This window comes from Brevibacterium sp. UBA7493, from assembly GCF_002479565.1.
Classification (GTDB): domain Bacteria; phylum Actinomycetota; class Actinomycetes; order Actinomycetales; family Brevibacteriaceae; genus Brevibacterium; species Brevibacterium luteolum.
Map to the genome: position 1 here is coordinate 43,781 of NZ_DLOD01000011.1, position 13,593 is coordinate 57,373.

The 13,593-nt window shown below is 69.0% G+C and carries 11 protein-coding genes; 6 read left to right on the top strand and 5 right to left on the bottom strand.

Going from position 1 to position 13,593, the window contains the following annotated elements; genetic code table 11:
- Positions 1-18: 18 nt before the first annotated feature.
- The 4 genes from B4E96_RS07740 to mtrA all read right to left on the bottom strand — a co-directional run bounded on the left by B4E96_RS07740 (position 19) and on the right by mtrA (position 4,911).
- On the bottom strand, positions 19-759 hold the full coding sequence (locus B4E96_RS07740; protein ID WP_170274761.1) for a ComF family protein: 741 nt from the start codon (positions 757-759) through the stop codon (positions 19-21).
- A 72-nt stretch (positions 760-831) separates the two neighbouring features.
- The gene (locus B4E96_RS07745) at positions 832-2,526 is read right to left on the bottom strand and encodes an LpqB family beta-propeller domain-containing protein (protein ID WP_286957050.1); all 1,695 of its coding nucleotides are present in this window, start codon (positions 2,524-2,526) and stop codon (positions 832-834) included.
- A complete protein-coding gene (mtrB, locus tag B4E96_RS07750; RefSeq protein WP_286957051.1) occupies positions 2,513-4,234 on the bottom strand; it encodes an MtrAB system histidine kinase MtrB in 1,722 nt (573 codons plus the stop codon). Before mtrB ends, B4E96_RS07745 begins: the two co-directional genes overlap by 14 nt.
- Positions 4,231-4,911, bottom strand: coding sequence for an MtrAB system response regulator MtrA (gene mtrA / locus B4E96_RS07755; RefSeq protein WP_102162867.1), 681 nt, complete (start codon positions 4,909-4,911; stop codon positions 4,231-4,233). Before mtrA ends, mtrB begins: the two co-directional genes overlap by 4 nt.
- 187 nt (positions 4,912-5,098) lie before the next feature.
- On the opposite strand from mtrA, the gene B4E96_RS07760 reads away from it, so the two are divergent.
- From B4E96_RS07760 to B4E96_RS07780, 5 genes are all read left to right on the top strand, one after another.
- Positions 5,099-6,214, top strand: coding sequence for a hypothetical protein (locus B4E96_RS07760; protein WP_286957052.1), 1,116 nt, complete (start codon positions 5,099-5,101; stop codon positions 6,212-6,214).
- Positions 6,211-6,906, top strand: coding sequence for a DUF4129 domain-containing protein (locus tag B4E96_RS07765; protein WP_286957053.1), 696 nt, complete (start codon positions 6,211-6,213; stop codon positions 6,904-6,906). Before B4E96_RS07760 ends, B4E96_RS07765 begins: the two co-directional genes overlap by 4 nt.
- Positions 6,903-8,147 (top strand): DUF4350 domain-containing protein, encoded by a 1,245-nt coding sequence (locus tag B4E96_RS07770; RefSeq protein WP_286957054.1) that lies wholly within the window; start codon positions 6,903-6,905, stop codon positions 8,145-8,147. Before B4E96_RS07765 ends, B4E96_RS07770 begins: the two co-directional genes overlap by 4 nt.
- A gap of 170 nt (positions 8,148-8,317) precedes the next feature.
- Positions 8,318-9,460 carry an AAA family ATPase gene (locus B4E96_RS07775; protein ID WP_414632685.1) on the top strand — a complete coding sequence of 381 codons (1,143 nt, stop codon included), beginning with the start codon at positions 8,318-8,320 and terminating at the stop codon, positions 9,458-9,460.
- On the top strand, positions 9,457-10,749 hold the full coding sequence (locus B4E96_RS07780) for a DUF58 domain-containing protein (RefSeq protein WP_286957055.1): 1,293 nt from the start codon (positions 9,457-9,459) through the stop codon (positions 10,747-10,749). The genes B4E96_RS07775 and B4E96_RS07780 overlap by 4 nt, the downstream gene beginning before the upstream one ends.
- Positions 10,750-10,825: 76 nt before the next feature.
- On the opposite strand, the gene B4E96_RS07785 is transcribed toward B4E96_RS07780, so the two are convergent.
- A complete protein-coding gene (locus B4E96_RS07785) occupies positions 10,826-11,824 on the bottom strand; it encodes a stage II sporulation protein M (RefSeq protein WP_286957056.1) in 999 nt (332 codons plus the stop codon).
- A 247-nt stretch (positions 11,825-12,071) separates the two neighbouring features.
- Between B4E96_RS07785 and B4E96_RS07790 the strand changes: the two genes are divergently transcribed.
- Positions 12,072-13,593, top strand: a 1,522-nt coding sequence (locus B4E96_RS07790) for an HNH endonuclease signature motif containing protein (protein ID WP_286957057.1), incomplete at its 3' end; no start/stop codon positions are given.

Here is a 13,593-nt window from a genome sequence, read left to right on the forward strand (position 1 = left end):
ACTCCATTACATACCATCTCAGCGCTCGAGGGAACCACTGCCGGGGGCGAGTGCGATCACAGCTGTTCCACATGGCAGGATGCCGCCGGTGCGCAGCGCGCGTGCCGACTCGGCAAGGGTCGCCCCGGTGGTGCAGATGTCGTCGATGAGGATCGTGGTCGCCTCCGACAGCGCGTGCCGGGCCCGAGGTGTCAGGCGGGTGTCGAGTGCGTGGGAGCCGCGCACGTTGCGGCGCCGGCTGCGGGCGCCGAAGCCGACCTGGTCGCGGTGCCGCCTGACTGTCAGCAGCTCGGCGGTGTGCACCCGCAGCCCGTCGGTGTTCAGCAGATCTGCGGCGGCCGCGCACAGCTGGGCGACGTGGTTGCCGTCGCGTGCCCGGCGCGCCCGCGGTGTGGCCGGGACCGGGACGAGGATGACGAGCCTGCCGGGTGCCGGGGTCTCCTGCAGGCAGGCGGTGAGCGACCGGGCCAGCTGCAGGCCGAGCAGCGGGGCGAGGTCCTTCCGGCCTGATTCCTTGAAGGCCACCAGCGCTGCCCGCAGCACCCCGGTGTAGGGCCCTGCGGCGGTGACAGCTGCGGTGCCGTAGCGCGGCACCGCGGTGATGGTCTCGGTGGCCATCCCGGTCAGGCAGTGTCCGCACACGGAGACGGTGTCGGCCCCGCAGCCCACGCAGGCGCGCGGGATGACGAGCTCGGCGAGCTCATCGGCGGCTGCGGCCGCCCACGCTGTGACCGGGCCCCGTGCCCGAGGTGCGCCCATCGTCCCAGCCTGCCCGGCGCCTCGGGCGCGGGCAAGGGGGCGGCGACGTTTGTGACCTCAGGTCGGCGGCCGTCAGCCCGGCGCTGCCGGGTCGTAGGTCTGGGCGTCGACGAGCTTCTGCCACGAGCCTGCCCCGTAGCTGTAGATCTCGCCGTCAGCGGTGCCGACGCGCACGGAGCGCTGTTCCTCACCGGAGGTGATCTGCGTGCCGCCCTCGATCGAGCCGAGCGAGGTCGAGGGCCCGGAGACCGGCACGGACAGCGGTTCGACGCTCGTGCCCTGTTCGGCGCCGAGCAGGACGAGGGCGTCGTAGCCGAACCAGGAGAAGTCAGTGATCTTCGAGAAGCCCGTCGCCACCTGCAGGGGCGTCGCCGAGGACACCCCGGTCGGGGCGCCCTGGGAGTCCCGGGAGATGCCGACGACCTCCAGACGGGTGTCGTCGCCGTCGCTGCTGAGCACTGCCAGGCGGGTGCCGTCGGGTGAGACGCCGATGCTCGTCACCGTGCGGCCGCCCAGGAACGGGACCGCCACCTCGGTGAGGTCGCTGTTGCGGCTGATGGCCTGGATATTGCCGTCGGAGGCCGTCTCCGCCGCCCACAGCCAGCCCTCCTTGTCGAAGGACAGGCTGGCGTAGCTCTCACCGCGCAGCACCTCCTCGTCGTTGAGACGGTCGGCGAACAGGCGCCGCACAGCCTGCGCGTCGTCGGCGATGTAGGCGTACATCGACTCGTCGAGGGCGATCGCAGGCCGGGCCGCTCCGTCGACGAGCTGCGGGGCCCCGTCGATCGGCTCGATGGTGGTGCCGAGGATGCGCACGAGCCGCCGGTCGGAGATCGCGATCGGGTTGCCGGAGATGTTCAGCGTGGTGGGCACATCGGGCAGGGAGCCGTAGTCGAGTTCGCCGCTCGTGCCGGAGACCCGCGCCGCGGTGATCGACCCGACTTCTTTGAGCGTTGTCTGGATCTGCATCGCGATCCGCCCGTTGGTGCGCTCATCCAGGCCCGAGGCGGTCGCCGACAGTTCGACGCGGGCGACCCCGTCGGAGACGGCAACGGAGCGCGGGTCGAGCTGGGTGCCGTCGGGGATCGCGGAGACGACGGCACCGGTAAGGTAGTCGGCCGGGCCGCCGAGCAGCTCGGTCATGATCTCACTGGCCGTCGCCGGTGAGCGGATGAACCAGCGGGTGTCGGGCACGAGCAGCTCGTAACCCGGTGAGTAGAAGTACAGCGGGTAGGGCTGGAACAGGGTCGAGAAGTTCACGGCGGTGAGCACCATGCCCGCCGGGGCCTGCGAGATCCGCCATTCGCCGTTGACCTGCCGCAGCGTGAAGTCCATATCGACCTGGGTGCCGCGGGCCGATTCGCGGTAGATGCGGCGGTCGTCGAGCACACCGCCGACCGGGATCGTCAGCGACACCGACTGCGAGTCGGTGGTGACCTCGCTCGTCACCGAATCCAGTGTGCGCCCAGGCTGCAGCACAGTGACCGAGGACAGCGGGTTCCACTCGCCGGCGAAGCTGTCGGTGAGGTAGGAGCGGGCGACTTCGAAGTTGTTGCTGTAGCCGGCGCCGGCGGCGAGGAACCCGCGGACGATCTCGTTCGGGCTCTGCCCAGGGACCGGCCCGTCGGGATCGATGCGGGACTGGACGTGCGGGTCATCGCCGCTGACGTCGCGGTGGCCGACCGATCCGTCCTTCGGGATCGAAGCGCAGCCGGAGATGAGGACGACGGCTGCGAGGATGGCGGCGAGCAGGCTACGCGGTCTCATCGCTGGCCTCCTGGGTCTCGACGACGATCGGGATGCTGCCGGTCTGGATGCGCAGCGAACCGTCCGAGGTGGCCGGTCCTGCCACGAGTGCGGTGCCGCCGACGCGTGCATCGGCCGGCGGCAGCGGCAGCGGCGAGGTGGTGATCGACTGGCCCTCCCGGCGCGGGATCGTGAGCCGGAAGCACGAGCCCTCCCCGACCCGGCCCCAGGCCTGCAGCCAGCCGCCGTGCAGGTGAGCGTCCTCCAGTGAGATCGCCAGGCCGAGTCCGGAGCCGCCGAGGGTGCGGCGGCGTGAGGGGTCGGCTCGCCAGAACCGGTCGAAGACGTGCTCGACCTGCTCCTCGGACATGCCCACCCCGTGGTCGCGCACGCTCACGGCCACCGCCTCAGCGTTGGCGGCGACGAACACGTCGATGCGGCGCTGCTCGCCGTGCTCGATGGCGTTGACGATGAGGTTGCGGACCACCCTGTTGATGCGCACCCGGTCGATTTCGGCCATGACGGGCGCGGAGGGAGCGTGGAGGATGATCTCGGTATCGGCGTGATCGGCGACCATCGTCAGCGTGTCAATGACCCCGGAGACCACCTCGCACACATCGGCCGGCTTCGTCACCAGCTGGGCGGCACCGGCATCGTGGCGGGAGATCTCCAGCAGATCATTCAGCAGCGTCTCGAAGCGCTCGACCTGCGAGTTGAGCAGCTCGGCGATGCGGCGATGGGATTCGTCGAGCTCGTCGCGGGACTCGTAGATCACGTTCGATGCCATCTGGATGGTGGTCAGCGGGGTGCGCAGCTCGTGGGACACGTCGGAGACGAACTGGCGCTGCAGCACCGTCAGCTGTTCCATCCGGGTGATCTGGTCCTGCAGCGTGTCGGCCATGTCGTTGAAGCTCTGCGCCAGGGTGGCGAGCTCGTCATTGCCCTGAACCGGCATGCGCTGGTCGAGGTCGCCGTCGGAGAGCTTGCGGGCCACCTCGGAGCCGGTGCGCACCGGGACGACGACGAGCCGGGTGACGATCCACGCGACCGCGCCGACGAGCACCACGAGCACGAGGGCGGCGACGATGAGCACCCGCTGGACGAAGTCGAGCGTGTTCTGCTCCTCCTGCAGGTCGGCGACGACGTAGAGGTCGAACTGGCCGGCAGAGGGCACAGTCACCTGCTGGGCGAGGATGAGGCCCGGTGAGCTGCCGGGCCCGGGCAGTTCGACGGACTGGTAGAGCTGTTCGCCGGCCTGCGCCTGGGACACAGCGTTGCGGAACGCATCCGGCATCGCCGAGGGTGCGATCGCCTCACGCCCAGACATGACCGCGGTCGTCGGCTGGACCTGGGATGAGCGCTCACGCGGTTCCAGCGCGATCGAGCGCAGCGGGGTCGGGGACCGGGAGAGCATCCCGCGCAGCTGGACGTTGAGGCTTTCGGACAGCGCGCTGTCGTCCTCACCTGGGGACAGCGATTCGAGCTCACCGGCATAGCCGGACATCTGCGTCGAGACCGAGGACAGCTTCGCTTCGAACAGGCCGCGGGAGATCTGCTGGGCCATGAAGCTGCCGACGCCGTAGACGGCGATGATGGTGAGCAGGATGGTGAGCACGACGATGCGCAGCTGCAGCGAGCGGGTGAAAGCCGCTGCGAGGAACCGGTAGATCCGCATGAGGCCGCCCCAGGCGCTCCGGCCCAGTCGCACGGCCGATGCGGAGCGACTCACGAAGCCTGGCCCGCCTTGTAGCCGACACCACGGACGGTGACGACGATGTCGGGCTTCTCCGGATCCTTCTCGATCTTCGAGCGCAGCCGCTGGACGTGGACGTTGACGAGCCGGGTGTCAGCGGCGTGCCGATAGCCCCACACCTCCTCGAGCAGGGTCTCGCGCGAGAACACCTGCCAGGGTTTGCGGGCGAGCGCGACGAGCAGGTCGAACTCCAGCGGGGTCAGCGACACCGGTTTGCCGCCCTTCGTCACGGTGTGCCCGGCGACGTCGATCGAGACGTCGCCGACGTTGAGCACCTCGGGCGCGGAGGGCTCTGACATCCGCAGGCGGGCGCGCACGCGCGCGACGAGCTCCTTGGGCTTGAACGGCTTGGGCACGTAGTCATCGGCACCGGATTCGAGTCCGAGGACGACGTCGACGGTGTCGGACTTGGCGGTGAGCATGATGATCGGCACCCCGGACTCCTCACGGATCTCCCGGCACACCTCGAGGCCGTCCTTGCCGGGCAGCATGAGGTCGAGCAGGATGAGGTCGGGCCTGACACTGTGGAAGGCCTCCATCGCACCATCGCCGGTGGCGCAGAAGTGCGGGTCGAAGCCCTCGCTCTTGAGCACAATGCCGATCATCTCCGCCAGCGCGGTGTCATCGTCGATTACCAGGATCCGTGCGTTCATAGCATCCATTGTCACCTATCGGGCTGAGAAGTCAGCGCAGGGGGCGGCAGGTGTCGGCAGGTTCACACGGCGCGCCTGCAGCCCCGGCGCCGAGGCGGTGGTGCAGGTGAGTGCCCGAATGTCGTCTCGGCACCGGGCACGTGTGCATAGAATGGGGCGTGATCTGACCCCGAACCAGGAGGTGCCGTTGTTCGTCACCGACCGCGCCGCCTGGGACGCACAGACCGATTGGGCGACCGGCCGCTGGCACCCGCGCACTGAGACCCGCACCCGCCCGGCCTGGCAGCCGGCCCCGCAGCCGGGCGTACTGTCGAAGCGGCCGATGCGCTTCGCCGAGTCGCTCGATGCCGGGTTCCGGCTGCTGCGCTTCAGCCCCGGGGTCTCCGTCGGCACCGCGATGATCGCGCTGACGCTGTTCCTGCTCGCTGTCGGTGCCGCAGTCGCCGGTCTCATCTGGTTCAGCTTCGGCTATGTCGTCGGCATCGCCGGCAACACCGAGGCTGTCGGCGGGCTGTCCTTCCTCATGCAGTTCGGCGCCTCGGCTGTCTCTCTGCTCTCACTGTGCTTCCTGCACTTCCTCTCCGGGCTTCTCTCGATCCCGGCCCGGCAGGCGTTCTTCACACCGCCCGGCGGCCGCGCCGTCGACGCGCGCGGGCGGTCGACGACGACGCTGCGCCGCACCTGGGGGCTGCTGGCCGGCCAGCGGCTGCGTCTGATAGCCGCCACCGCCCTGCTCGGCGGGGCGCACTTCGCGGCTCTGGCGCTGCTGCTCGCTCCCGGAGTGGTCATCGCGGTGTTCACCGCGCAGGCCGTCGTCGGGTTCCTGCTTGCCGGTCTCGGGGCGCTCGGCTGGGTCGTGTTCACGGTCTTCTTCATGGTCCGCACCGCCTTCGTCGGCTGCGCGATCGCGCTGGAGCGGATGACGATCCGGCAGGCCTTCGCCCGCTCCTGGAAGCTCACCGGCCGCCGCTTCTGGGCCACCGCCGGCACACTGCTGCTGTCGTACTACCTGTCTTCGCAGCTCATTGGCATCATCGTCTTCCCGCTGCTGCTCATCTTCTTCATCGCCGCGCTCATCGTCTCGCTGACCTTCCTCGACTCCACCGATGCCGACACCTTCGCCACCGTGGTGATCGGTGTGCTGACGATCCTCGGGCTCGCTTTCACCGCGGCGGCGACCGCGGTGCTCTACGCCTACCAGTCCGGGGTCATCACCGGCCTGTACTTCGACCGCAGGATGCGCTTCGAAGGCTATGACCTCCTGCTGCTGCGCGAGGCCGAGGAGCTGGATCGCCGCACATGAGCACTCCCCTGACCCCCGATCGCGACGAGGCCCGGCGCTGGGCTGAGAAGAAGCTGTCCGAACCGGAGTACCGCGACGCCGATCTCTCCCCGCTGGAGAAGCTCGGCCGGGCCATCGACCGGTTCTTCGACGGGATCATCGACAGCGTTGCCGCGCTCGACTCGCCGTGGACGCTGCTCATCATCGCCGCGATCATCGTCGGGCTCGTCGTCCTCGTCATCCGGCGGGTCCGCCGCGGCACCAGCGGCGGTGTCGACCTCGCCGCCTTCGACCCCGCCGAGCGAGCCGAGACGATCGACCCGCAGGCCTTCTGGGATGCCGCCCAGACGGCAGCCGGCAAGGGAGACTACACGCTGGCGGTGCAGAACGGGGTGCGGGCGATCTTCGCCCGGTTCGTCGCCGCCGGCCTCATAGATATGACCGCCGCCTCGACCGCTTCGGAACTGGCCGGCGCTGCGGCTGCGGCCTGCCCGCCGGCTGCCGCTGATGCGCATGCCGCCGGTGCCCTGTTCGACGCGGTGACCTTCGGCGAAGCCCACGCCAGTGCCGCCGACTGGCAGGACCTGCTGTCCCGGGCTGAGCGGATCTCCGCCTCGGGACCGGGGTCGGCCCACGCGAGCACCGCCTCGGGACCGGGGTCGGCCCACGCGAGCACCGCCTCGGGTGTGGGAAACCGGGAGGCTGGCGCATGAGCACGAGCCTCGACCTCGCCGTCCGCGGCACCACCGCTCACACCGGGCCGGGCCGGGCTGACCGGCTGCGCAGCGGCTCGCGGGCGGCCGCGCTGTGGGTCACCGCCGCGGCCGTCATCCTGGTGACGGCGATCGGCGGGTTCTTCCTCTCGATCCTGGACGAGGAAACCAGCGCACTGCACCCGGAGTCGGTGCAGCCCTCCGGCACGAAGGCGCTCATGGACATTCTGCGCGAGCGCGGGGTCGAGGTCACGGTCACCGAATCGCGGCAGGAGGCGCGCACCGCCGCCGCGGCGGCAGACACCACGGTGCTCTACATCGACCTCGACGCTGATGGCGAGACCGAGACGCGCAAGGAGATCGGCGAGGCGGTGCGCAGCGGCGGCAACTCGCTTGTGCTGGCCGATCCCGGCTATGACGTCGAGGACTTCACCCCAGCGCTGCGAATGGCCTCCTACTTCGAAAGCGACGTACAGCACGAGCTGCTGCAGCCAGGCTGTCAGGCCCCGGCCGCCGCAGCCGCCGGACAGCTGCGCGGCGCCGATGGCTTCTACTCAGCCGCCCCGGGATACGAGGGAGCAGTCACCACCTGCTATACGTTCCCCGGAGTCCCGCCGGGCGCCGGGGCCTACGCCCGCGCCGAGGCGGACGGTGCCGATGTCACGGTCCTCGGCTCGCAGACGTGGATGACGAACGCCTCGCTCGACGAAGAGGGCCATGCCGCGCTCATGCTGCACACCCTCGGCCAGCATGAGAATCTCGTCGTCTACCTGCCGCAGGCCGGCGACCAGCCCTCGGCCGGCGAAGAGGAGCCGCCGAATGCGCTGACCTTCGTCCCGCCGTGGTTCGGCGTCGCGCTGCTGTGGCTCATCCCCCTCACTGCCGCGCTGCTGTGGTGGCGGATCCGGCGCTTCGGACCGCTGGCCGTCGAGCGGCTGCCGGTCGTCGTCCCGCCGGTCGAGACCGTCCACGGCCGCGCAGCCCTCATGCAGCGGGCGGGTGCCCGCACCGAGTCGCTGCACGCGCTGCGCACCGCCTCCCTGCTGCGCATCGCCGCCCGGCTCGCCCGGCCCTCCCAGGAGCGGCCCGAGCAGCTGTGCGCTGCGATCGCCGCCCACACCGGCCGCGACCTGGCCGAAGTCCGCTACGCCTATCTCGAGGGAGTGCCGGCTCACGACCGGCAGCTCTCAGACATCGCCGTCCTCATCACCGCCATCGAAAGCGAGGTCTCCCCGACATGACCGACATTCCCCACCATCCTCAGCAACCGGAACAGCCTGCTGGTCCGTTCGGGTCGGGCGGCCAGCCGGGCGGGCCTGGCAGCCCGCAGTTCGGGCCCGTCGGCAGCCAGCCGGGGATCCAGCCCGGCCAAGCGCCGCTGCCGCCGCAGCATGCGCCAACCCACGGGCAGATGCCGGGCCAGCTGCATGGCCAGCAGCCCGGCCAGCCGGGGCACGCGTCCGCGCCAGCCCCCGGGCAGCTTCCGGGCCAACCGCACGGACAGGTTCCGGGCCAGCCGCACGGACAGGCGCCCGCCGCCTCGGGCGCGGGACAGCCAGGACTCCATGAGCGGCTGGCGGCCGAGCACCAGCTCGGCGACCGCGACCACGAACTGCGCGAGCGATTCCTCGCCGTCCGCCATGAGGTCGGCAAGGCCGTCGTCGGCCAGCATGAGGCCGTCGACGGGATCCTGCTCGCCCTGCTGTGCCACGGGCACGTGCTGCTCGAAGGTGTGCCCGGCGTGGCGAAGACTCTGCTCGTGCGCGCACTGGCCGAGGCGCTCGAACTGGACTCGACGCGCGTGCAGTTCACCCCCGACCTCATGCCCGGCGACGTCACCGGCTCGATGATCTACGACACCCGCTCCGGGGACTTCGAGTTCCGCGAGGGCCCGGTATTCACCAACCTGCTCATCGCCGACGAGATCAACCGCACCCCGCCGAAGACCCAGTCGGCGCTGCTGGAGGCGATGGAGGAGCGGCAGGTCTCCGTCGACGGGCAGACCCGCCGGCTGCCCCAGCCGTTCCTCGTTGCCGCGACCCAGAACCCGATCGAGCATGACGGCACCTATCCCCTGCCCGAAGCACAGCTCGACCGGTTCCTCTTCAAGCTCATGCTCACGCTGCCCGAGCGCGAGACCGAGCTTGAGATCCTCACCCGCCACGCCCACGGCTTCGACGGCCGGCGCCTGTCCGATGCCGGCATCGAGCGCGTCGCCGACGCCGCGACGATCCTGGAGGCCGGCAAGCGAGTCGGCGGCATCTACGTCGATCCCGAGGTGCTCGGCTACATCGTCGACCTCGTCCAGGCCACCCGCAGTGCCCCGTCGTTCGCGATGGGCATCTCCCCGCGCGGCGGCACCCGGCTGCTGGCCGCCGCCCAGGCGCAGGCGTGGATGTCCGGGCGCGGCTTCGTCACCCCCGATGACGTCAAGACGCTCATCTCGCCGGCCTTCCGCCACCGCGTCATGCTGCGACCGGAGGCGCAGATGGACGGCATCACCGTCGACCAGGTGCTCGCCTCGATCATCGACACCACCCGCGTGCCGCGATGATCATCACCTGGCGCTTCGTCGTCCTCGTCGCTCTGGCGGCGATCCCGGTCATGGTCTTCCCCAGCTGGGGAACCGCCGGAATCGCCCTGGCAGGCGTGATGCTCGTGGCGTTCATCGACTGGCTGGCCACCGCCTCTCCTGCCACGATCCGCCTGCAGCGCACGCCGGGCAGACGGGTGCGGCTGGGGCATGAGACTCATGCGACGCTGACCGTCATCAACGCAGGCACGCGAACCGCCAGCCTGCACATCCGCGACGCCTGGCCACCGTCTGCAGGTGCTGAGGACAACCGGCTGCGGGTGCGGCTGCCTGCCGGCGGGCAGCATGAGCATCTCACGCGGCTGGTGCCCACCCGCCGCGGTGAGCTGCCGGCCGATCTCGTCACCGTCCGGGTGGCATCGCCGCTGCGGCTGTGCTGCCGCCAGCAGTCGGTCGAGGTGCCGGCGGCGATCCGCGTCATGCCGCCGTTCGTCTCTCGCAAGCACCTGCCCTCGAAGCTCGCCCGGCTGCGCGAGCTCGACGGGCGCACCCTGCTCATGACCCGCGGCATGGGCACCGAGTTCGACTCGCTGCGCGAATACGTCCGCGGAGACGACGTCCGCTCGATCGATTGGCGGGCCACCGCCCGCGCCCAGCACCTCATGGTCAAGACGTGGCGGCCCGAACGCGACCGCCGCGTCGTCATCGTCCTCGACTCCTCCCGCCTGGCCGCCCGCCGGATGGGCGACGGCACCGCCTTCGACGCCGCCATGGAGGCCGCCATGCTCCTCGGAGCGCTGGCTTCCGGCGGCGGTGACCGCGTCGACATCCTCGTCGCCGATGCGCGCGTGCGCCGGCACATCGGTCCGATCTCCGGATCCGATCCGCTCGGCATCATGACCAACGACCTCGCCGATGTGTTCCCCGAGCTCATCGACGCCGACTGGAACGAGATCGTCACCCAGACGCTGCGGCTGAGCACGCAGCGGGCCTTCGTCGTCTTCCTCACCGCCCTCGATGAGCGGACCATCGCTCAGGACATGCTGCCGGCTCTGCCGGTGCTGCGCGCCCGGCACCGGCTGGCGATCGCCTCGGTCGCCGATCCCGACCTCGGCGACCTCGCATCCCATGTCTACTCCCCCGCCCAGGTCTACCGCGCCGCAGCCGCCGAGCACGACCTGCTCGCCGCCCGCTCACTCGGCCATGCCCTCTCCGACGCCGGCATCCACACCGTGCACGCCGAGCCCGAGGACCTCGCCCCGCAGCTGGCCGACCTCTACATCTCACTCAAGGCAAGCGGCAAGCTCTAACCGGTCACCGGCACCGAGGTGAGGCACGCCTCGGGCGCGGTTCCTCGCCACCCGGCCCGGCGCCTCGGGCGCGGGATCAGCGGTCTGTGGCGACGATGTCGTAGCCTGCCTTGTCCGAGGACACGTCCCCGCTCAGACCGGCCTTGAGCGCTGGGCGGCCGAAGTAGATCGCGTAGGCGAAGATCGCTGCGGTCAGCAGGATGCCGGTGCCCATGCGGATGACGTTGGGCAGCTCAGATGGGGTGATGAAGCCTTCGATGAGCCCGGAGAGGAACAGGTAGATGATGAGGCCGAGGCCGACGGTGATCGTCGTGCGGGCTTCCCGCGCCAAACGGGTGCGCCGCAGCTCCGGGCCGGGGACGACCCAGGCGACGCAGATGCGCAGGCCGGCAGCGGCGGCGATGAGGATGCCGGTGATCTCGGGGATGCCGTGGGGCAGGATGTAGTAGAAGAAGTCCCCGCCCTTGTCGAACTCGAACATGATCGCCCCGGAGATGCCGACGTTGACGGCGTTGACGATGAGCCCGTAGATGACGTAGAGGCCGGTGATACCCAGCGCCACCCACTGGAGTGCGATCCAGGCGTTGTTCGTCCACACACCGACGGCGAAGACCTCGTTGCGGTGCTCGAAGTAGTACTCCTTGAAGTCGCGTTCGGCCAGCTGGCGGCGCATCTCCTCATCAGCAAGGGCCGGCAGCACGCCGGGCGTGTGGTAGGCCCAAAGCGTCGTGAGCAGGGAGATGCCGACGAAGAAGACGAAGGTGAAGACGAAGAACCAGCGCAGCCGGTACAGCGCCGCCGGCAGCGAGATGGTGAAGAACCGCGCGAGCGCCCCACCCGCGCCGGTCGGCACGCTCGTGAGCTGGGTGCGCGAGCGGTGCACGATATTCGACAGCCGCACCGAGATCTCCGAGTCCGGGGCGACCGTCTGGATGCGCGAGAGGTCCTTCGACGCCGCCCGGTACAGCCGCAGGAACTCCTCGGCCTCGTGGGGATTGAGGGTGTTCTTCTTCGCCAGGCGCGACAGGCGCTCCCATTCGCCAGCGTGGCGTTCGGCGACGAGTGCGGGGTCCATAGGATCCCAGCATAACCGCAAGTGAGGGGTGGCTTGGGTGGGCGGGCCGCAGGCCGTGCCCGAGGTGGTGGCTGAGTTCGATGGGTGGGTTGTCCGTGGCTGCTGGCAGACTGGGGTCAGAGCCCGAAGCAGGCACATGTTTATGTGAGTTGCATGTGAAGACAGTCGAAACTATTGTCACATCATATCGAACACACATAGACTTGAAACCAGAACGATCGCGGTAGATCACAAGGAGGTGACCGCGGTGCTCGTCGAAGACCAGGTCATCACACCCCGCTGCAACGACACGGTGGCCGATACGTCGGATTTCGCTGACTGTCTCTACCGGCTGGAATCTGCCAACCGGGACATCGATGAGCGCCGTATGACTGGGCTGGGGTTCCTCTTCGATGCCTTCCTCGCCCGTACGAGCGCTGATTCGCCTGAGGATGTCTGCCTGCAGGTGGAAGCGGTGCGTGAACTGGCAGCCGATCCCCGTGCGCTGGGCCACCCGGATCGTGACGGGACTGATTTCCGGAACGAGGCTGGCCAGCGGCGGGATGCGTATGCCTGGCTGATCGAACGGGCAGCATCGACGTCACTGATGCACATGGCAGACGCCCTCGACACCACCGTCAAACAGGTCCGGTCACGTGTACAGGTCGCTGCGGCAGGGCTTGTCGGGCTGCCGGCCTTCACGTCACAAGCCCGGGCCGGGGTGATCGGCTATGACAGGTATCTTCACGGCGCGACACGTGCCACGAGTCTGGAGCCTGAGTATCTGGCGGACTTCGATGCCGGGCTGGCACGGATCCGGGTATCGGATATGACCGCGTTCAAGCGCGCTGTCAGCCAACTGATTTCCACTCTTGTCACGCGTGAACAACGCGCCAGGCAGGTCCGGGATCGTCGCACCGTGGAGACCTACTACGAGCCCCACGGACTCGGGATCCTCATCGCTCGCGGACCATCTCATCAGATCGCTCTCTTAGAAGCACGGCTGGCCGGCATGGCACGCTCGGTGATCAAAGGCCTCGGCACACCACTCGGAGTACCTGAGAATCATGAGATCGTCGACCAGCGGGGCATGGGTGAGCTGATGTTCGACTTCCTCACCGGCAGCCAACCCGCAGGCACACTGACCACCAAGCCTGTCGACGGTGACTCCACCCCAGGCCGGGTCGGTGACTCCACCCCAGGCGGGCTCGATGGATGCATCGTAGAAGCGGCGAACCCCGCAGGCATCGATATCGATGCCACCGCTGAGAAGATCGCCGATACGCTTGCCGAAACAGGTGTGCAGTGCCCTGTCGATGGCCAGTGGCTCAAACGCCAAGCCCGCATCACCATCACCGTCCCAGCACTCACCCTCCTCGATGAGAACACCGGCGAAGACGATGACGCTCGTGTGCCGGGGATGGTCAACGGCCACCCCATCGCACCTGAGACCGCCCGCCAACTCACCGGCACTGGCCATTCGACGCTCTACCGGATCCTGACCGACCCGACCGACGGCACCGTCCTCGATCACGCAGCTGAAACGTACACGATCCCGGAGAAGATGCGGATCGCGCTGGTGGAGAAATGGCAGTTCTGCACACTGCCCGGATGCGACAGATCAGCAGTCAAAGCAGAACTGGACCATATTGAACCGTTCAACCACGAAAACCCCGGACGAGGCGGACCCACCAGCATGGGGAATCTTCACCCGCTGTGCCGGGAGCACCACCAGATGAAAACAGACGACAGACTCAGAATCAGACGAAACCCCGACACCGGGATGCTGA

Bases quoted from the DNA above. Each gene is read 5' to 3' on its own strand.
- B4E96_RS07745 (WP_286957050.1), bottom strand. From the start codon at position 2,526: ATGAGACCGCGTAGCCTGCTCGCCGCCATCCTCGCAGCCGTCGTCCTC.
- mtrA (WP_102162867.1), bottom strand. From the start codon at position 4,911: ATGAACGCACGGATCCTGGTAATCGACGATGACACCGCGCTGGCGGAG.
- B4E96_RS07780 (WP_286957055.1), top strand. From the start codon at position 9,457: ATGATCATCACCTGGCGCTTCGTCGTCCTCGTCGCTCTGGCGGCGATC.
- B4E96_RS07775 (WP_414632685.1), top strand. From the start codon at position 8,318: ATGCCGGGCCAGCTGCATGGCCAGCAGCCCGGCCAGCCGGGGCACGCG.
- B4E96_RS07770 (WP_286957054.1), top strand. From the start codon at position 6,903: ATGAGCACGAGCCTCGACCTCGCCGTCCGCGGCACCACCGCTCACACC.
- B4E96_RS07765 (WP_286957053.1), top strand. From the start codon at position 6,211: ATGAGCACTCCCCTGACCCCCGATCGCGACGAGGCCCGGCGCTGGGCT.
- B4E96_RS07740 (WP_170274761.1), bottom strand. From the start codon at position 759: ATGGGCGCACCTCGGGCACGGGGCCCGGTCACAGCGTGGGCGGCCGCA.
- B4E96_RS07785 (WP_286957056.1), bottom strand. From the start codon at position 11,824: ATGGACCCCGCACTCGTCGCCGAACGCCACGCTGGCGAATGGGAGCGC.